Annotated in this window: 17 protein-coding genes; 10 read left to right on the top strand and 7 right to left on the bottom strand. The window is 60.8% G+C overall.

Features of this window, described 5'->3' with window-relative positions:
* Positions 1–142: 142 nt before the first annotated feature.
* From fliI to ACFWYE_RS29290, 3 genes are read right to left on the bottom strand one after another with little or no spacing between them, the layout of a single operon-like run.
* Positions 143–1,546, bottom strand: coding sequence for a flagellar protein export ATPase FliI (gene fliI / locus ACFWYE_RS29280; protein WP_379115544.1), 1,404 nt, complete (start codon positions 1,544–1,546; stop codon positions 143–145).
* A gap of 6 nt (positions 1,547–1,552) precedes the next feature.
* On the bottom strand, positions 1,553–2,275 hold the full coding sequence (gene flgF, locus ACFWYE_RS29285; RefSeq protein ID WP_379067009.1) for a flagellar basal-body rod protein FlgF: 723 nt from the start codon (positions 2,273–2,275) through the stop codon (positions 1,553–1,555).
* A gap of 7 nt (positions 2,276–2,282) precedes the next feature.
* Positions 2,283–4,100, bottom strand: a complete 1,818-nt coding sequence (locus ACFWYE_RS29290) for a DUF1217 domain-containing protein (RefSeq protein WP_379115545.1) — start codon at positions 4,098–4,100, stop codon at positions 2,283–2,285.
* Between the two features lie 162 nt (positions 4,101–4,262).
* On the opposite strand from ACFWYE_RS29290, the gene motA reads away from it, so the two are divergent.
* Genes motA through ACFWYE_RS29320 form a run of 6 tightly spaced genes read left to right on the top strand, consistent with a single transcriptional unit; the run spans position 4,263 to position 9,107 of the window.
* A complete protein-coding gene (gene motA, locus ACFWYE_RS29295; RefSeq protein WP_129413549.1) occupies positions 4,263–5,138 on the top strand; it encodes a flagellar motor stator protein MotA in 876 nt (291 codons plus the stop codon).
* A 34-nt stretch (positions 5,139–5,172) separates the two neighbouring features.
* A complete protein-coding gene (locus ACFWYE_RS29300; protein ID WP_379115546.1) occupies positions 5,173–6,102 on the top strand; it encodes a FliM/FliN family flagellar motor switch protein in 930 nt (309 codons plus the stop codon).
* Positions 6,103–6,127: 25 nt separating this feature from the next.
* Entirely contained in the window at positions 6,128–6,514 is a 387-nt protein-coding gene (fliN, locus tag ACFWYE_RS29305) for a flagellar motor switch protein FliN (RefSeq protein WP_379067015.1), read from the top strand.
* A 37-nt stretch (positions 6,515–6,551) separates the two neighbouring features.
* Positions 6,552–7,571: a flagellar motor switch protein FliG gene (locus ACFWYE_RS29310; protein WP_379115547.1), complete on the top strand. Its 1,020-nt coding sequence runs from the start codon at positions 6,552–6,554 to the stop codon at positions 7,569–7,571.
* Between the two features lie 25 nt (positions 7,572–7,596).
* A complete protein-coding gene (gene flhB, locus ACFWYE_RS29315) occupies positions 7,597–8,679 on the top strand; it encodes a flagellar biosynthesis protein FlhB (RefSeq protein ID WP_379115548.1) in 1,083 nt (360 codons plus the stop codon).
* Entirely contained in the window at positions 8,676–9,107 is a 432-nt protein-coding gene (locus ACFWYE_RS29320) for a hypothetical protein (protein WP_379115549.1), read from the top strand. Before flhB ends, ACFWYE_RS29320 begins: the two co-directional genes overlap by 4 nt.
* 7 nt (positions 9,108–9,114) lie before the next feature.
* Here the strand turns inward: ACFWYE_RS29320 and ACFWYE_RS29325 are convergent, their stop codons facing one another.
* From ACFWYE_RS29325 to ACFWYE_RS29340, 4 genes are all read right to left on the bottom strand, one after another.
* Complete coding sequence (locus tag ACFWYE_RS29325; RefSeq protein WP_379115550.1) at positions 9,115–9,882, bottom strand: response regulator transcription factor; 768 nt, start codon at positions 9,880–9,882, stop codon at positions 9,115–9,117.
* Entirely contained in the window at positions 9,879–10,589 is a 711-nt protein-coding gene (locus ACFWYE_RS29330) for a LuxR C-terminal-related transcriptional regulator (RefSeq protein WP_379067024.1), read from the bottom strand. Before ACFWYE_RS29330 ends, ACFWYE_RS29325 begins: the two co-directional genes overlap by 4 nt.
* A 463-nt stretch (positions 10,590–11,052) precedes the next feature.
* Positions 11,053–12,084 (bottom strand): histone deacetylase family protein, encoded by a 1,032-nt coding sequence (locus ACFWYE_RS29335; protein ID WP_379115551.1) that lies wholly within the window; start codon positions 12,082–12,084, stop codon positions 11,053–11,055.
* Between the two features lie 21 nt (positions 12,085–12,105).
* Complete coding sequence (locus ACFWYE_RS29340; protein ID WP_379115552.1) at positions 12,106–12,759, bottom strand: TetR/AcrR family transcriptional regulator; 654 nt, start codon at positions 12,757–12,759, stop codon at positions 12,106–12,108.
* 258 nt (positions 12,760–13,017) lie between these two features.
* Here ACFWYE_RS29340 and ACFWYE_RS29345 point away from each other — a divergent pair, with 258 nt between their 5' ends.
* The 4 genes from ACFWYE_RS29345 (at position 13,018) to ACFWYE_RS29360 (ending at position 17,643) form a co-directional block, all read left to right on the top strand.
* Positions 13,018–14,697, top strand: coding sequence for an amidohydrolase (locus ACFWYE_RS29345; protein ID WP_379115553.1), 1,680 nt, complete (start codon positions 13,018–13,020; stop codon positions 14,695–14,697).
* A 135-nt stretch (positions 14,698–14,832) separates the two neighbouring features.
* On the top strand, positions 14,833–15,930 hold the full coding sequence (locus ACFWYE_RS29350; protein WP_379115554.1) for an ABC transporter ATP-binding protein: 1,098 nt from the start codon (positions 14,833–14,835) through the stop codon (positions 15,928–15,930).
* Positions 15,930–16,850, top strand: a complete 921-nt coding sequence (locus tag ACFWYE_RS29355) for an ABC transporter permease (protein WP_379115555.1) — start codon at positions 15,930–15,932, stop codon at positions 16,848–16,850. The genes ACFWYE_RS29350 and ACFWYE_RS29355 overlap by 1 nt, the downstream gene beginning before the upstream one ends.
* Positions 16,843–17,643 (top strand): ABC transporter permease, encoded by an 801-nt coding sequence (locus ACFWYE_RS29360; RefSeq protein ID WP_129413561.1) that lies wholly within the window; start codon positions 16,843–16,845, stop codon positions 17,641–17,643. Before ACFWYE_RS29355 ends, ACFWYE_RS29360 begins: the two co-directional genes overlap by 8 nt.
* The last annotated feature ends 36 nt before the right edge of the window (positions 17,644–17,679 follow it).

The raw sequence follows: 17,679 nt of genomic DNA on the forward strand, positions 1-17,679 counted from the left end.
GCCCGTCGAAGCCCGCTTGCGTTCCTGCCTTGAAAGCGGGCTCATCAGCCTGGACAGCAGGCGGTTTCGCGGGCGCGCGCGGTTCTCCGCTGCCGTTGCCTGCGCAAGCATCTCGTGCAGCAGCGCCTCGGTCTGTTCCAGGTCAGTCTGTCGGATCGGCATTGTGCCTGCCTCTCAGATGATGGGCGAGATCCGAGAAGGGATCGGCCGAGGCGCCGTCCTTCGGTGATTGCGTCAGGGCTTCGTAAATAAGCGGCACCTGACGCACCGCCATGTCGAGTTCAGGGTCTGCTCCGCCCTGATAGGCACCGAGCAGGCGGATGTCGCGGGTGTCTTCGAACCGCGAGATCATCGCCTTCAGCCTTGTCACCAATGTTTGTTGATCAGGCGTCCAGGCTTTCGAGGCGAGACGCGAAATGGAGGCAAGCGGATTGACCGGTGGATAACGGCCCTGTTCGGCGATCGAACGATCAAGCACGACGTGACCGTCGAGAATGCCGCGCACGGAATCGGCGACGGGGTCGTTGTGATCATCGCCGTCGACGAGCACCGAGATGATGGCGGTGATCGAGCCGGTTCCTTCAAGCCCGGGACCGGCACGCTCAAGCAGTTTTGGCAGATCGGTGAACACCGATGCCGGATAGCCGCGTGCCACCGGAGGCTCGCCGGTACCTGTCGCCACTTCACGCAAGGCATGTGCGAAACGCGTGATCGAGTCCAGGACCAGCAGGACGCGATGGCCCTGGTCGCGGAAGTGTTCGGCGACGCGCATGGCGGTATCGGGGGCGCGCCGCCGCATCATGGCGCTTTCGTCGCTGGTTGCGACCACGGCTACGGTCTTTGCCATTGCCGTCGCGCCGATCGTGTCCTCGAGGAACTCGCGCACCTCGCGACCACGTTCACCGACGAGCGCCACGACCACCGTATCAAAGGCACCGGCGCCGGCGAGCATCGCGAGCAGCGTCGATTTGCCGACGCCCGAGCCGGCGAAGACTCCCATGCGCTGGCCGAAGCAGAGCGGGGTGAAGATGTCGATGACGCGAACACCGGTCATGAAGGATGTGCCGACGCGTTGACGTGCCAAGGCGCCGGGAGTGGCATCGTGTGGAAATTCGATCTCGGACTTGCGCAGCAGCGGCGGGCCACCGTCGATGGCACGCGCGAGTGCGTCGATGGTGCGGCCACGCCATGAGGCATGCGGCGTCACCGCAAGCGGACCGCGCCGGAAAACCGTATCGCCTATGCCCGCATCCGGGCTGCGTTCGAAGGGCGCGACAACAATGTCGTCGCGGCCGATATGGACGATTTCGCCGCGGCGATTGCCACTGCGGCTCCGGTGTTCGACAATGTCACCCAGCCTTGCGATATCCGAGAGTCCACGCACCTTGTAGTGTGTCGCCGATACCTCGGCGACAAGGCCACCACGCTTCAGCATCGCATCGTCATTGTCGAAACGACGCCAGACATGCTCCAGCACCGCGAGTCGGTTCTCAGGCCTTGCGTCGCGTTCAATGGTGCGGATCAGGGACCGGTCGGCGGCAGCCATAGTGGATTACTTCGAACCGAGTGTCTTGATCGCCTCGTCGGTCGAACTGCCCGCCTGCCGGACCATCGCCGCGACATTCTCGAAGGCGCGCTGCACCTGGATCAGCCGCATCATTTCCATGACCGGATTGACGTTGGAGTTTTCGAGGAAACCTTGTGCCACGCCGACGTCGGAGCGGTCGGTGACCGGCTCCGGCGCCCGCGGGGGCACGATGCCGGAATTGCCGTAGCGGGTGAAATTCACGCCAGGGTCGAAGGTGAACAGGCCAATGGCGCCGACCTGGCGGTCGCCTTGACGCAAGGCACCGTCAGCACCGACCTTGGGTGGTCCGCCGCGCGGATCGAGCTGGATCGGGGCGCCGCCTGCGTCGAGTACAGGATGCCCTTCGATCGAAAGCAACTCGCCATTCTGGTTCATGGAGAAGCGGCCGTCGCGCGTCATGATGGTGCCCGACGGTGTCTGGATGCCAAACCAGGCGTTTCCTTTCACGGCAAAATCGAACGGATTGCCTGTCTCCTGCATGCCGCCGTTGGCACCGGAAAGGAAAGTATCGCCGGTCGAGGCAAAGGCGACAGACCGCTGCCCCGTACCGGAGACGACATCCTCGAACTTCACACCCGTTGCGCGAAAGCCGATGGTCGAGGCGTTTGCGACGTTGTCGGCGATCGTGTTGAGGCGCTTCTCCAGCGCGATCTGGGAGGACAGGGAGACGTAAAGGCTATCTTGCATGATGGTCCTAGAATTTCTTCAGCCGCTGCATGGCAAAGAGGAGATCGGTGGAAACTCCGGCGGCGGTCGGCTGGGCAAACAGGATCGTGGCCGCCGACATCTGCGGCGATGACGGATTGTCGAGCTCGTACATGGTGGTGTAGCGGGTGATGAACTTGCCGAGCTTCACGGGATCGGCGAAATCCTTGATGTTGAACTTGCTTTCGAACAGCTTCACCTGCTTGTCGATATCGGCCTTGGCAAAGGCTTCCGGCAAACCAAATGCCGTGCGCACCACCTGGGAAAGCGCCTTGTCGGCCAGAACTTCGTACCAGTTTGTCAGTGTCGGCGCCTTGCGCTGGAAATAGAGCGCCAGCCGCACGCCTTCATTGGTCTTGCCGGCATCTTCTTCGAGTGTCTGGCGTACATATTTGTCGGTCGCCGGCTGTTGCGCCAACGAACGGGTTACTGCCTTCTCGCCATACTGGGCGAAATTGAAGGCGGTGACGAAGGCAACATAGTTCTTGCTGCCCGACTTGTTGGCCGGGCTGTTCGGATCGGTGATGCCGCCTTCCAGCATCTGGCGGATGCGCGCTGGCGTTTCCTTGTTGGGGTCGAGGCCATAGGCCGTCAGCGCGTAATTCAGCAGACGCTTGTCGGCCAGCAGGCCGTCCACGGAGCGCAGCTTGACGACATTGGCGTTGTAGTAGGCGGTTTCGGCGGCGATATAGTCGGCACCGGGCTTGATCAGGCCGATCTGACTTTTCGTGGTATATAGTTTGAGCGTGTCCTTCTGAACTGCATCGCGCGTGGCCGTATCACGACCATACTCGGCGAAATTGAAGGCCGTGACAAAGTCGACATAGGCTTTGCCTGCTACATTCGCCGGGCTTTTCGGATCCGTGATGCCGCCATCCAGCATCTTGCGGATGGCTGTCGGGTCTTCCGCATCCATGTCCAGCCCGAAAGCGGACATGGCCACCCTCAGCAGGCGCTTGTCATTGACCAGATCGTAGGCCGACGTCACCTTGCCGATATTGAGTTTGTAATACTCGCTCTCGGCCTTGGTATATTCCGGCCGCTGCATGATCGTGGAAAACCCGGCGTTTGCGATGTACTGCTTGGGCACGGCAAACTGAACAGCGTCCTTGGACGTGGTGTTGGCGCCGAACTGGGTGAAATCAAAGGCGGTGACGAAATTCGCGTAACGCTTGTCGCCTGCCGCGGCGAGCTTGTTGGCCGGACTGTCGGGATTGCTGACCCCGCCCTCCAGCATTTCGCGGATACGCTCCGGCGTCTCCTTCTTGGCGTCCAGTCCGAAGGCGCCAAGGGCGATGGTCAGCAACCTGGAATCGCCCATCAGGTCGTCGATCGACTTCACGCTCGAAATCTTGCCGATGTAATTACGGATTTCGCCTTCGAGAAAGCCGCTGCCCTGCTGCGTATAGGTGATGCCGACCTGCAGGGAGAAATTCTTCGGGACGTCGTGCTGTGCGCCGTTGTAGGAGGTGGCCAACTCGCCGTATCGCTTGAAATTGAAGGCTTTGACGAATTCGGCGTAGCGCTTGTCGGTCAGCTTGTTGGCGAATGAGTCCGGCTTGTCGATGCCCTCTGTGAGTGCCTTCTTCATGAAGGCCTTGGCATATGCCATGTCTTCGAGGCCGAAGGCCTTCATGGCATATTTGAAAAGGCGGTCATTTTTCAGGAATTCATCGATCGACTTCACCTTGCCGATGTTGTCGAGATAGTACTTCGTATCGCGCGAGACCGTGACCTGCTTGCTGGTCCGGTCAAGCGACCGGGTAAGGTCTCTGGTGATCAACTGATAGTCCAGATAGGTGCTCACGCACGCCTCCCGCTGCAGCAGTTCGTGCTAAAGTAGGTCAACTTCCTTGCGCGAGGCTGAATCGCATCTGTCAAAAGCGAGGCGGATGCGGCTCCAGGATTCAAGCCTCACACAAGGCACGACGTCTATTCCGTCTACAGTTGAATCTCGGAAGGACCGGCAGTGGGCATTTTGATCGGCTTGGTGGTGACGCTCGGTTGCGTCCTCGGCGGCTTCATGGCCATGGGCGGGCACGTGCAGGTGCTGATCCAGCCATGGGAAGCCGTCATCATCTGCGGCGCGGCGTTGGGGTGCTTCCTCGTCGCCAACCCGATGAAGACGGTTAAGGATACGGGCAAAGCCATCCTGGAAGCCTTCAAACAGTCGGTACCGAAGGAGCAGGACTATCTCGAGACACTGGGTGTCCTGCACTCGCTGATGCGCGAACTGCGCTCCAAGTCTCGTTCCGAGGTCGAAGCCCATATCGACAATCCGGAAGAGTCGCCGATCTTCCAGGCATTTCCGACGGTCCTCAAGAACCACGACCTCACGCATTTCATCTGCGACTATTGCCGCATCATCATCATCGGCAATGCGCGTCCGTTCGAGATCGAGGCGCTGATGGATGAAGAGATCCAGACCATCAAGGCCGACAAGCTGAAGCCCTATCACGCGATGGTTGCCGTTGGTGACGGCCTGCCGGCACTCGGCATCGTCGCGGCGGTGCTGGGCGTGGTGAAGGCGATGGGTGCACTCGACCAGTCGCCTGAAATCCTGGGGGGGCTCATCGGTGCGGCGCTTGTCGGCACCTTCCTGGGCATCTTCCTCTCCTATGCCGTGGTTGGCCCGATCGCCACCAAGATCAAGATGGTGCGCGAGAAGAAGAACCGGCTTTACATCATCGTAAAGCAGACGCTGCTTGCCTACATGAACGGGTCGCTGCCCCAGGTTGCCATCGAGTTTGGCCGCAAGACGATCTCGTCTTATGATCGCCCGTCCATCGACGCCGTTGAACAGAGCACGCTGAGCACCGGTGCCGCGGACAAGAAGGCGGCGTAAGCATGGCCTGTAAGAGCAACGATGTGATGGCGTCATGAGCGGCCTTGCCACGATGGATGACAGCCGTGCGCTGGTAATCGAGCGTCTGGTCGGCGACAGCGGGGAAGCGTCGCATGTGATCGGTGCCGGCCGCTCGATGGGCGAACGCATTGTCTCCCCATTGCAGAAGCGTCTTTCCGGCGAGATCGGCGCACAGGTGACAATCGACCTGCGTGCAGTCGAGGTTTCCCGTACCACCCAGGCGCGGTCGCATGCCGGTGACAATTTCGCCATGACAGTCGCGCCCTCGACCGTTTCGTCCGACGCGCTGACGATGGTGATGGATGCGCAGGCCGTCGCCGTGATGGTCTCTGCTCTCTTCGGTGGAGATCCGGAAGCCGCGATCTCGCCGATCGAGCGCGACCTGTCGCCGTTGGAAGCCGAAGTGGCTACCCTGGTTTTCGAAGAGATCGCGCAGGCGCTGAACGGATCGGGCAAGCGTTCGCTCGATCTGCGTTTCCCGGTTCCACGCGCCATGTCTGGCCAGGAAGCCAGGCGTCGTGTCTTGCGTGACGGCGCGGCCGTGCGTCTTGTCTTCGGTCTGTCGACGCTGACGGAGAGCGGCACGATCACGGTGATGATCCCGCAGCGCGTGCTTCTGGTGCAGCGCAATGGCGGGACTGAAGAGGAGACGTCATCGCAGACCGAGTGGCACGAACGCTTTTCCGAAGAGGTGATGCGTTCGGCTGTCACTCTCGAAGCGACGATGCCGCTGGCAAGGATGACCTTGGGCGATCTCGCGCGGCTGCGCGTCGGGCAGGTCCTCGATATCGAGGAAAATGCGCAGGGACAGGCGCAACTGTCCGCGCGCAACAAGACGCTGTTTGTCTGCGAGTTCGGCAAACTCGGCCAGAACTATACGGTTCGTATCAAGCAACCCTTTGATGCGGGCCAGGACTTCATCGACGGGTTGATGCCCGGCTGATGCCGGGACTATTTGGAGACGACGCATGAGCAAGACCAACCCGGAAGCCGACCTCGAAGCCTCGGACGATCAGCTCAACCGTGCGATCGAGGAATTGCGCGGTGTGCTGCAGGAGGAAGAGCAGCGTGCCGGCACGCCGGCACGCGACGCAACCGCCACCAATCCTGGTGTCATCCTCAACATCCCGGTTGACGTCCAGATCGTGCTTGGCAGCGCCGAGATGCAGGTATCCGACCTGATGGGCTTGCAGAAGGGATCGACGGTGGCGCTGAACCGTCGCATCGGCGAACCGGTCGACGTTGTCGTCAACGGTCGTCGCATTGCGCGCGGTGAAATCACGGTCCTTGAAAACGATCCGTCGCGGTTTGGCATTCGCCTGACCGAAATCGTCGCGGCCAAAAAGAACGGTTGACCATGCGACCTGGCAGGCAAGCAGCGAGGATGAGGGGATGAGCACGCCGCTGACGCTGACCCGTGCACAGAAGGCCGCCGCAATCCTGGTTGCGATGGGAAAGCCTTCAGCGAGCAAGCTGCTGAAGTTCTTCAAGCAGGAAGAACTCAAGGCGCTGATCGAGGCGGCGCGCCTGCTGCGAACCATTCCGCAAGCCGACCTGGAACGCGTCGTCGCAGAATTCGAGGCGGAATTCACGGAAGGGGCAGGCTTGCTCGATTCCGCGGACAAGATGGACACGATTCTGAACGAGTCGCTGTCGCCTGAGGAAGTCGACGCCATCATGAGTGGCAAGAAGGCGGAAGCGGAGCCGGCCGGCCCCCCGTCGATATGGCCGCAACTGGAGAGGCTGGAACCGCAGCGGTTGGGCAGCTTCCTTGCTGGAGAACATCCGCAGACTTCAGCGGCGGTCCTTTCAATGCTGGCACCTCAGCCGGCGTCGGCAGTGCTGCTCACACTGGACAAACAACTGCGCAGCGAGATCCTGCGGCGCATGGTGACGATGACCGTGATCCCGGAAACGGCAACGAAGATCGTTGAGAGCCAGCTTCGTGCACGTGTGTTGGCCGAAACATCATCGAAGGATACGACGGCAGGCCAGATCCGCGTTGCCAGCCTGCTCAATGAAATGGACAAGACCCAGCTCGACGAGACGATGCAGGATCTGGAGGCGGCCGGCACGCCCGATCTCGACGGCGTACGCGCGCGTATCTTCAACTTCGACGATCTGCCCCTGCTTACGCAGAAAGCACGCGTTCTGGTTTTCGACGGCTTGTCGAGCGAGGTGGTCACGCTCGCCCTGCGTGGCGCCACGCCGGTGCTCACCGAAGCCGTACTGTCCTCGATCGGCCAGCGCTCGCGCCGCATGATCGAAGCGGAACTCAGCCAGGGGTCGGAAGGCGTTCCGCTGGCCGACATCATGGCGGCACGCAAGAATGTTGCGGCTTCGACGGTGCGCCTTGCACGAGAAGGCGCGTTCGAACTGCCGGCGGCGCAGAGCGCTGCCGATGCAGCCTGACCAGCGCTAGTCCGGCGGGCGCGGCATGGCGGAAGCCGACGACAAGGATTCCAAAACAGAGGAACCGACAGAGAAGAAGATCCGCGACACGATGGAGAAGGGCAAGCTGCCTCACTCCAAAGAGGCGGCGCTGTTAACCTCCTTTGTGGCCATCCTGGTCTTCGCGGTCTTTTACGCTCGCGAGGCCACGGTAAACCTCAGCGTCTTCCTGGCATCGTTTCTCGAGAGGCCGGAATCCTGGTCGATCGATACCGAGACCGACGTGATCCATCTTTATGGAATGGTGATGGTCGAAATCGGCCGCGCGGTGGTCGCACTGCTGGTGCTGCTGGTGATTGCAGGCGTCGCTGCCTCGGTATTCCAAAATGTTCCACAGTTCGTCGGCGAGCGGATCCGGCCGCAATGGTCACGCATTTCGCTCGCCCAGGGCTGGAAGCGGCTGTTCGGCCTGCAGGGTTTCGTCGAGTTCCTGAAATCGCTGGCCAAGCTCGGCTTCGTCGTCGCGGTACTCATTTTCACCCTGTCGCAGGATCATCGCAGGCTGCTCAACGGCATGATCACCGGTCCCGTCGAGTTCGGCCTGGTCATACGCTCGATCGCCATCCAGATCCTTGTGGCAATCGTTTTCGTCATGACGGTCATCGCCGCCGCCGACTTTGTCTGGTCGCGGTTCCATTGGCGACGCGACCTGAGGATGAGCAAGCAGGAAGTGAAGGACGAGCTGAAGCAGTCGGAAGGTGACCCGATCGTCAAGTCGCGGTTGCGCTCTCTGGCGCGCGACAGGGCAAGGCGGCGCATGATGACTGCGGTGCCCAACGCCACACTCGTGATTGCCAACCCAACCCATTTCTCGATCGCACTGCGCTATGTCCGCGATCAGGATGCGGCGCCGGTGGTTCTTGCCAAGGGACAGGACCTGGTGGCGTTGCGTATTCGCGAAATCGCGCGCGAGCACAATATTCCCGTTTTCGAGGACGTCGCGCTTGCTCGCTCCATGTACAAGCAAGTTTCGGTTGATAGCGTCATCCCGTCACAATTTTACCAAGCAGTGGCCGAGCTGGTACGCATCGTTTACTCGAAAAAGGCAGAGCGCCGACGGACCTCATGAATCGACAGCCGCACACACTTTCGCGCGAAGTCATCGTAGCCCGTGCCATCGAACAGGTGGTGGCCGAACTCAGGCTCATCGATGTCGCCGACTACATCGCCTTCATCCGGCTCGAGCATTTCGCCTGCCTGTCGGACCTGGTGGATTCAGCATCCGAACTGTTCTTCGTGCCGGGCACCCTGCGGCTTGGCAATGGCGGCGAGGCACATGTTGACTGGAGCGGTTCGCCGCGCATCGTGCTCGACCTCGAACTGAGGCCGCGCGGCGTGACGGTCTATTTCCAGCTCACGCTGACGGAAAACGAAGCTTCGGTGGTCTTGAACTATATCTCGTTCGAGAAACCGGACGAAGATCCTACCCGCAACACCGAGTTGCTGGAGGCCATGCTGGAAGGCGCCCGTATCCGGCGTCCCGAGCCGATAGGATAAGACAGGTTCAGTCGATAAGGCCCAAACGTAGGGCCTTCGCAACGGCCTGCGTACGGTTCACCGCATCCAGTTTTTGCGCCGACTGGGTGAGATACTGGTTGGCGGTGTGGACCGACAGTTTCAAAAGCCGTGCGATTTCCTCGCTGGTATAGCCATTGGCGGTGAGCTTCAGGCATTCCAGTTCGCGTTTCGACATGGCTTTTGCCCGGCCGGTGTCTCCAGGTCGGATCCGGGACACGGCATCGAACAAGGTGAAGCAGCGAGAGTGGATGTCGTAGATGGTATCGCCTAGCCGAGGCGTGACGTTTGCGCCGAAGAAAACCACCAAGCCGCTCTGGCCGCGCTCTGCGTGAACCGGGAAGGCTATTCCGGTCGTGTCGGGAACGAGAGCAGCGGTGCGTTCGATCCAGGGGAAAGTGCTCGCGGCTTCGGGGCTCAAGTCGTTTTCGGTCGACCAGAATCGCGGACCGGTGGAATGGCGCACATGCTGAATGATGTCTTCGCCGGCCGCTGTGGAGATGTTGCGCGCTGCTCCGGCCATGCCTGGATAGTCGGAATCGAAACACGGCACCAACCGCGGCCGGTCAGCCGATGGCGAGACGAAATACAGTCCGAATGCGCTGGCATTGATGTCCATGGCGATCCAGCGACAGCGCCGCACGGCATCAGGAATGGTGACGGTGAAGAGGTCGGAGTTCGCCGCGGCAGCGCCGAACGGATTGCGATGTGCGAAGAATGGATCCTCGCTGATCTCGTGTGCGCGAGCGTGTGTCAAATGATGCCGCTCCTGATCGCGGTCGCAATTGCCATTGCCCGGTTGGAAGCGGAGAACTTCTGGATGGCGTGGGTGATGTAACTGTTGACCGTGTTGGCGGAGACGCCGAGGATGACAGCAACCTCCTCGGTCGTCTTGCCTTCCGAAACCCAGAACAGGCATTCGCGCTCACGGTCCGAAAGTGGGTCCTGCAACGCTGCGGTGGCGAGAAGCTGTGGCACTTGCGAAAGTGCGTAGCAGCACTTCAGTTGAGCCCGGTTGAGGACATCCTGCTGAATGGAGCCGGCCTCGGACGCGGAAAACAGCAGGAAAAGGCGCTGCCGGCCGATGTCGAGGCGTAGCGAATAGAGTTCCGCATGCCCCAGCACATCGAGCAGCTTGGCTTCCTCGCCGCTGAGCAGCCCCGCCGCGGTCTCTGCATGAGATGCAACGAGTGCGCGCGGCCGATTGCCTGGGGGGGAGGTGAGGGGACCATGAGCCAGCGCGGCGATCAGGTGTTTGCCGATCAATTCGATCGCGTCATACAACCAGTTGGACGCGACGATACGGGCATCGTTGCGTTCCTCGTCATGGATGATCGCCACCAGCATGTAGCTATCGGCACCGATCTCGTCGGAGAGTTGGGTGAGAAACCCTGTCAGGTCCGCGCGAGTGGCCAGACGTGTTCCGATCATGTCGGAAGCTATAGGCGCTGCAAAGGCTGTCATAGTCTTCAGGCCAGAATCACTTCTTATGCCCGGTGCTGGTTCAGCAGCGCCGGACGCGGGTACGCGTCACATTCACCTAAAACACACTCTTGGCGCACAACGGCGCCTATCGGCCGAATCCGGCAGGGAACGCGAAACCCATCGCGTCTTGCGCCGGAAAACTCCGGTACAACAGGACTTTAGAAGGTTTGCCGTGCCCCCGTGGAACGGCTGATTCGGGTTTAATTTAGCGGTTGATGAATCTGACTTCAAACAGGAATTGACAGATTACGATTCAGGGGACTCGCAAACCCGACTCAGGCCTTGCATTTGCTGCATTTCGAGGCTCGAAAAATACCTTGCCAGCCGTAGAGCGTTTCCGTTTTTCACGGAAACGCCCCACCCGTTGTTCCTACGCAATTCCGCACGGAAAACCGTCACACACTTTCCTGGAATTGCCCCTGCCGGCGAGGCGAAGGAGGTCTTAACGTCCCTCGAAACCGGTCAGAACGCCGACCGCGTTCACGCCGATTTCGTCGACGGCATAGCCGCCTTCCATGACGAACAGCGTGGGCAGGTTCAGCCTGGCTATCCGGGCGCCGATCTTGGGATAGTCGCTGCTCTTGAGTTTGAACTGGCTGATCGGATCCTTCTCGAAGGTGTCGACGCCGAGCGAAACGACGACGACGTCTGGACCGTAAGCCGTGAGTTTTGAGCAGGCATCATCCAGAGCGGCATTCCAGGCTTCCCAGCTTGTTCCGAAGGGGAGAGGGTAGTTGACGTTGTAACCTTCGCCGGCACCTTCTCCGTGCTCGTCGGCATGGCCGAGGAAGTAGGGATATTCGACCATCGGATCGCCGTGCAGGTTCAGCACCTGCACGTCGGCCCGGGAGTAGAAAATCTCCTGCGTGCCGTTGCCGTGGTGATAGTCGACGTCGAGGATCGCGACGCGCCTTGCGCCCTGGTCGAGGAACCACTGTGCGGCGACAGCAGCGTTGTTGATGTAGCAGTAGCCGCCCATGAAGCCGGCGCCGGCGTGGTGTCCAGGCGGACGGCAAAGCGCGAAGGCCGCTGGTTCGCCATTCTTGACCAGTTTGGCGGCGGTGAGGGCGACATCATAGGACGACTTGATCGCTTCCCATGTACCTTTGACGAAAGGCGCGCCGGCATCGAAGGAATAATAACCCAGCCTGGCGTCGATGGTATCGGGCACGACATCGCCACGCAGCCCGCGGGTCGGCCAGGTGTAGGGAATGGCCGAACCGGAGCGGCCAAGTTTTTCCCATTCTGGATAGACCGTCGGCAGGAAGTCGATGTAGTCGGCCTTGTGGATGCGCTTGGCTGCGGCGAGATCATGTAGCTCCGGCGCCATGATCGGGCCGAGCTTTTCGATTTCGACGCGCGCCTTGATGATTTCGGCGCGCGACGGCTTTTCGAAGCCGGGTACGATCGCTCCCGACATCAGCTCCATCGTGCCGGCATGGCCGGCATGAAGCGGCGAATAGACAGTCTTCATGAAGTTCCTTCCCTGGAATGGTTAGTTGAGGTCGAGATAAGGGGTGACGAGAGCGATCCACATGGTCTCGACGTCGTCCTCAAGCAGATCAAAGGTCCTGCGATCTTTCTTGAGACCGACAAGGCGGCAGACGTGCCCGACCTCCATCATCACAACGCCTAGCCGGTTGGCGACCTCTTCCTGCAGGGCCGGATTCACATGGCGCAGCCAGGCCGCATAGAGTGCGATAATCTGCTCGTCATATTCGTTCTGGATCGGTCTCAGATCCGGGTTGCCCGTAATGGCTTCGATGACCGGCATCAGACTGGCATTTTCGAGATAGAGTCTCGATGTGTCGATGAAGAGTTCCCGCACTTCACGCTGAAACGCATCGCGGGTCGTCGGGCGCGGAACTTTGGTGCGCTTTTCGATCACTTCGGGGAATGCCCCCAGCCAACGCCGGGCGAGGTCGAGAAGAATGGCTTCCTTGTTGGGGTAATATTGATAGACCGAGCCGACAGACAGGCCTGCGCGCTGCGCGATGGCGAGCGTTGTCGGTGTCCCTGTTCCCTGCTCCCGCGTCAGTATCAGGGCGGCATCGAGAATCCGGTCGACGACCTTGCTCGACCGTTCCTGCCTCGGTTGCTTGCGCGGCTCCAGCGCTATCCTGGTTTTGCGTTTGAGCTCGCGCTTCACCGCTTGAATTCCTCGTTTCCCATCCGCTCTCAGCATACGCGTGGGGTGCTGTCCACAAGGCATCGCAGAATCCACATATTGACAAACGCGAATAAATAGTCGCATTTTTTCTCCACGCTGTCTTTAGGGAAACTAAGGGGAATTCCGGAGGCGGCGGACTGGCATCAATTTCTGTCCGATCACGCCGTCCCTGCGGGATGGTCATGTGTGAAGTGCAGAGTCGAGGCGGTCTTGGTCAGTCAAAAGTGCGGAGTCGCGATGTCTGTCACTGGTGCGGTTCATCAAGCCGATCTGATCGTCGTAAACGGCCGTGTGCTGACCATGGATGACGACAGTCCCGTCGCAGAAGCCGTTGCCGTCAAGAACGGGTCCATCCTCGCAGTCGGAAGCCGTTCTGTTGTCGAAGCCCTGAAGGGCCCTGCCACCAAAATCATCGATGCCAAGGGCGGTTCGGTGCTTCCCGGCTTCATCGAAGCACATATGCATCTCTTCTCTGGTGCGGCCGAGCTGGCGCATCTGCAGCTTGCCGGCGTTCACGGCTTCGACGCGCTCAAGGAGGCAGTCCTTGCCTATGCCGCGTCCCGGCCGGATGCGCCGATGCTGGTCGCGCAGAGCGCCGACTACACCATCCTCGGCGAGGAGCGGGTGACACGGCATCATCTCGATGCGATCCTTCCTGACCGACCGTTCTGCATGGCCGCTCCCGACCATCATACGATGTGGGCCAACACCAGGGCGCTCGAAGCCGCCGGAATTCTGCATGGCCGGGCGCTTGGTCCGGGCAATGAGATCGTCATGGGCGAAGACGGGCTGGCCGAAGGCGAATTGCGGGAAGGGGAGGCGTTTGGGCCTGTGCTGGCATTGGCCGGCGAGGAGCGCGTGCGGCTCGGCCTGTCGACCGGCGGCGAGCCGGATCCCGCACCGACGCCTGAGCAGCGAGCCGCCGACCGCGATATCATGCGGCGCGGCCTGGCGTGGTGTGCCCAGCATGGCATCACGTCGATCCAGAACATGGATGGCAATCTCTACCAGCTAGAACTGCTGGCCGAGATCGAAGCCGAGGAAGGGCTTTCCTGCCGCGTGCAGATACCCTTCCACTTCAAGAATTTCATGAAGCTCGACATTCTGGAGAAGGCCTCGGCGATGGCCGAACGCTACGACAGCGAATGGCTTTCGTCAGGCATCGTCAAGGTTTTCTACGATGGTGTGCTGGACTCGTGGACGGCCGTGATGATCGAGCCTTATGCCGATCGCCCGGACTGGGTTGGCGAGCCGCTGTTCACGCCGGAGGAGTTCAAGGCTCTTGCGGTTGCCATCGATGCGCGCGGCCTGCAGATCGCGGTGCATTCCATTGGTGACGGCGCCGTGCAGGCTGTGCTCAACGGCTACGAGGCGGCAGCGAAAGCCAATGGCAAGCGCGAGAGCCGCCACCGCATCGAGCATATCGAGGTGGTCGCGGCTTCCGATGTTCCGCGATTTGCCGAACTTGGGGTGATTGCCTCGATGCAGCCTCCGCATCCGCCTGGTGCGATGGATTTTCCGCTGGAGCCGACCGTGTCGCGTATCGGCAAGGAGCGTTGGCCCCTGAGCTATGCCTGGCGCACCCTGAAGGATGCGGGCGCACACGTCGTCTTTGCGTCCGACTGGCCGGTCTCGCCGATCAATCCGATCCGTGGTGTCCAGGCGGCAGTGCTGCGCAAGCCATGGGCGGAGGGCGATCCCGACCAGAGCTTATCGCTGAGAGAGTCGCTTGCGGCCTATACGGTGGAAGGTGCGTATGCCGAGTTCATGGAGCAGCGCAAGGGCAAGCTGAAGCCAGGGTTCATGGCCGATCTCGTCGTGCTGTCGCAGGATGTTGAGGCGATTGAACTGCGACGGCTGCATGAGGTGCGCCCTGTCACGACCATCTGCGGTGGCAAGGTTACCTATCAGTCCTGATGGTGAACATTCGTTTCGCCCGATGAACTGATATTCGATCCGATTGTTGCCAAGCGTGGCGGCTTGTGGTGACAATCTAAACCAGAAGAAAAGGCCTGTTTTCGAGGACGGGCCAAGAAAAAAAGAGGGGCTTGAGTGCCGGAACAACCGGGTAAGAACGCGATCGAAGTCCGCGGTGTGCGGAAGGTCTTCGGTACTGGGGACGCGGCGGTTGCCGCATTGGACACGGTCTCGGTTTCGATCCGGGAGAACGAGTTCTTCACGCTGCTGGGACCGTCCGGCTGCGGGAAGACGACACTGCTCCGGCTGATCGCTGGCTTCGACTATCCGAGTGCGGGCGAGATCCTGCTCTACGGTGACGATATCGCGTTGCTGCCGCCGTTCAAGCGACCGGTCAACACGGTTTTCCAGAGCTATGCGCTGTTTCCGCACATGACGGTGGCCGAGAACATCGGCTTCGGTCTGGAGATGCTGCGCAAGCCCAAGACCGAGATCAAGGCCCGTGTCGCCGAGATGTTGAAGCTGGTGCGCATGGAGCATCTGGCCTCGCGGCGCACCAGCCAGATTTCCGGTGGCCAGCAACAGCGCGTTGCGCTGGCTCGCGCTCTGGCGCCGCAGCCGAAAGTGCTCCTGCTCGACGAGCCGCTGTCGGCGCTCGACTACAAGCTGCGCAAGGAGATGCAGATCGAATTGAAGCGGCTGCAGAACCAGACCGGCATCACCTTCATCTTCGTCACGCACGACCAGGAAGAAGCGCTGACCATGTCCGACCGCATCGCGGTGATGTCGTCAGGCAAGATCCTGCAGGTAGGCAGCCCATGGGACATCTATGACAAGCCGGCCGACCGTTTCGTCGCCGACTTCATCGGCGAGACGAATTTCCTGACCGCCTCCATCGCCGGTGTCGAGAATGGCAAGGCACGCGCGACGCTGAAATCGGGCGCCACCATCACTGCCAGCGTCGCCGACGGTTTCCAGCCGAAGGGAGAAGCCACGGTGGTTGTTCGACCCGAACACGCCAAGCTGGTCAAGGGCAAGGCGGAGCTCTCGGGCACGGTCGAGAACGTCGTCTATTTCGGCACCGACACGCATATCCACGTGCGGCTCGACGGCGGCAATGACCTCTTCATCGTGCGCCAGCAGAATGCGCGCAACGCGGACTGCGGTTTTGAAACGGGTGACAAGGCTGGAATCGCGATCAGCGATGACGCTGCACAGGTGTTGAGGGACTGATGGCCACCGCCGAGGAAATCGCCAGGGCGGCCGACCGGCGCGACATTCGCAACCGCTGGTATCTCTCCGCGCCCGCCATGCTCACCATCTTCTTCGCCGCGGTCGGTCCGCTGGCGATCGTGCTCGTCTATTCCTTCCTGACGCCCGGTTCTTATGGCGACGTGAAGTGGCAGTTCTCGCCCGAGGCCTGGGTCTCGGTGCTGTTCGAGCGCGACATCTTCGACGACACGCTGTCGCTCGCCAGTGCCCATATGAGCATCTTCTGGCGCTCGGTGAAACTTGCGATCGTCACGACGATCATCACCCTGGCGATTGGCTTTCCGACCGCCTACTTCATGGCGACGCGCAGCGAAAAGACGCGCGACCTGTGGCTGTTCCTGATCACCATTCCGTTCTGGACGAACCTGCTCATCCGCACCTTCGCGGTGCTGCAGATCATCCGCAACGAAGGCATCGTCAATACAGTGCTGATGAAGCTCGGCATCGTCTCCGCGCCGATCCAGATCCTGTACACCGACGTCGCGATCCTGATCGGCATGGCCTATGTCTACCTGCCGCTGATGGTGCTGCCGGTCTATGCCTCGATGGAAAAGCTCGACTTCCGACTGGTCGAGGCCGGCTATGATCTCTACGCCTCGCGCTGGCAGGTGCTGCGCCGCATTATCTTCCCGCTGGTCAAGCCTGGTGTCATCGCCGGCTCGATCCTGGTCTTCATCCCGGCCATCGGCGCCTATGTGACGCCCAGCGTGCTTGGCGGCGGCAAGAACATGATGCTGTCCAACCTGATTGAGCTGCAGTTCGGCCAGGGCCGCAACTGGCCGCTCGGCTCGGCGCTGTCGATCACCGTCATGCTCATCGTCATGGTGGCGTTGCTTGTCTATGTGCGCAACGCCGGTTCGCAGGAGGCGCGGCATGGCTAAAAGCTTCTCGATCCGTCATCAGCCAGGCTTCACGACGATCGCCGCCGTTTGCTTCGTCGCGCTCTACATGCCGATCATCGTGCTGGTCGTCTATGCCTTCAACGAGGCGCCATCGACGTCGGAGTGGGGCGGCTTCTCGCTGAAATGGTTCCAGTCCGCCTCGCAGAATGCGCAGGTCATCGACGCCACACTGCGCTCCTTCCAGATCGCAGCGATCGCGGCGACGCTGGCCACGATCGCGGCCACGATGGCGGCACTCGCGACGACACGCACGCCACCTTATCCGGGATTGACCTTCAAATACGCGATGATCAATCAGCCGTTGATGGTGCCGGAAATCGTCACGGGCGTGGCGCTGCTGATCTTCTTCTCGCGCATCAAGATCTTCACCGGCTATTCGGGCCTGGGTTACCTGATCGCTGCGCACACGGCTTTCTGCATCCCCTTCGCTTATCTGCCGATCCGGGCACGACTTGAAAACATGGACCTGTCGCTGGAGCGTGCGGCGGCGGATCTCTACGCCACGCCGTGGCAGGCGTTCCGGCGGGTGACGCTGCCGCTGCTGTGGCCCGGCATCCTCGCCGGGCTGATGCTGGCCTTCGTGATTTCGCTGGACGACGTCGTCATCACCGAGTTCGTCAAGTCCGGTGGACAGGACACGCTGCCCACCTACATGCTCGGCCAGATCCGCCGCGGCATCACGCCCGAGATCAACGCGATATCGACGGCGTTCCTGCTGCTGTCGGTCGTCATCGTCACGTTGTTTTTCTTTGTCAGCAAGAAACGCGACTGACGCCAAACCCAGGTCAAAACCAAAGCAATAATGGGA

The sequence above is a fragment of the Mesorhizobium sp. NPDC059025 genome (assembly GCF_042739655.1).
GTDB lineage: Bacteria > Pseudomonadota > Alphaproteobacteria > Rhizobiales > Rhizobiaceae > Mesorhizobium.

What these genes read in the sequence shown, in the direction of transcription:
- fliI (WP_379115544.1), bottom strand. Translation starts at nt 1,546, where the DNA reads ATGGCTGCCGCCGACCGGTCCCTGATCCGCACCATTGAACGCGACGCA.
- flgF (WP_379067009.1), bottom strand. Translation starts at nt 2,275, where the DNA reads ATGCAAGATAGCCTTTACGTCTCCCTGTCCTCCCAGATCGCGCTGGAG.
- ACFWYE_RS29300 (WP_379115546.1), top strand. Translation starts at nt 5,173, where the DNA reads ATGAGCGGCCTTGCCACGATGGATGACAGCCGTGCGCTGGTAATCGAG.
- fliN (WP_379067015.1), top strand. Translation starts at nt 6,128, where the DNA reads ATGAGCAAGACCAACCCGGAAGCCGACCTCGAAGCCTCGGACGATCAG.
- ACFWYE_RS29310 (WP_379115547.1), top strand. Translation starts at nt 6,552, where the DNA reads ATGAGCACGCCGCTGACGCTGACCCGTGCACAGAAGGCCGCCGCAATC.
- flhB (WP_379115548.1), top strand. Translation starts at nt 7,597, where the DNA reads ATGGCGGAAGCCGACGACAAGGATTCCAAAACAGAGGAACCGACAGAG.
- ACFWYE_RS29320 (WP_379115549.1), top strand. Translation starts at nt 8,676, where the DNA reads ATGAATCGACAGCCGCACACACTTTCGCGCGAAGTCATCGTAGCCCGT.
- ACFWYE_RS29330 (WP_379067024.1), bottom strand. Translation starts at nt 10,589, where the DNA reads ATGACAGCCTTTGCAGCGCCTATAGCTTCCGACATGATCGGAACACGT.
- ACFWYE_RS29335 (WP_379115551.1), bottom strand. Translation starts at nt 12,084, where the DNA reads ATGAAGACTGTCTATTCGCCGCTTCATGCCGGCCATGCCGGCACGATG.
- ACFWYE_RS29345 (WP_379115553.1), top strand. Translation starts at nt 13,018, where the DNA reads ATGTCTGTCACTGGTGCGGTTCATCAAGCCGATCTGATCGTCGTAAAC.
- ACFWYE_RS29355 (WP_379115555.1), top strand. Translation starts at nt 15,930, where the DNA reads ATGGCCACCGCCGAGGAAATCGCCAGGGCGGCCGACCGGCGCGACATT.
- ACFWYE_RS29360 (WP_129413561.1), top strand. Translation starts at nt 16,843, where the DNA reads ATGGCTAAAAGCTTCTCGATCCGTCATCAGCCAGGCTTCACGACGATC.